This window comes from Mesorhizobium sp. M1D.F.Ca.ET.231.01.1.1 (genome assembly GCF_003999155.2).
Taxonomy (GTDB): Bacteria; Pseudomonadota; Alphaproteobacteria; order Rhizobiales; family Rhizobiaceae; genus Mesorhizobium.
The window spans coordinates 1-315 of record NZ_RZOZ02000190.1; the positions used below are offsets into that span (position 1 = coordinate 1).

Sequence of the window (315 nt, forward strand, 5' to 3'; positions counted from 1 at the left end):
CTTTATGTTCTGTCAATTCCCCATACAAAAGATGCAGCTAATGCTGCGATGCCACACAAATGGCCAAGAGAGCGCGCGATGCCCGCCACGAACGCCGCCGCTGCCACCATCCTGCATGCCGACCTCGACGCCTTCTACGCCTCGGTCGAGCAGCTGCTCGATCCGTCGCTGCGCGGCAAGCCGATCGCCGTCGGCGGCGGCGTGGTGCTGGCCGCGTCCTACGAGGCCAAGGTCTTTGGCGTGCGCGGCGGCATGCCCGGCCGCAAGGCGCGCGAGCTCTGCCCGCAGCTCGTTTTCGTCGGCGGCCATTTTTCC

1 pseudogene is annotated in these 315 nt (G+C 65.7%); it reads left to right on the plus strand.

What is annotated here, in order from left to right:
• Positions 1–78: 78 nt before the first annotated feature.
• Positions 79–315 (plus strand): annotated as a pseudogene (locus EN874_RS32905) (DNA polymerase IV); the annotation flags it as partial.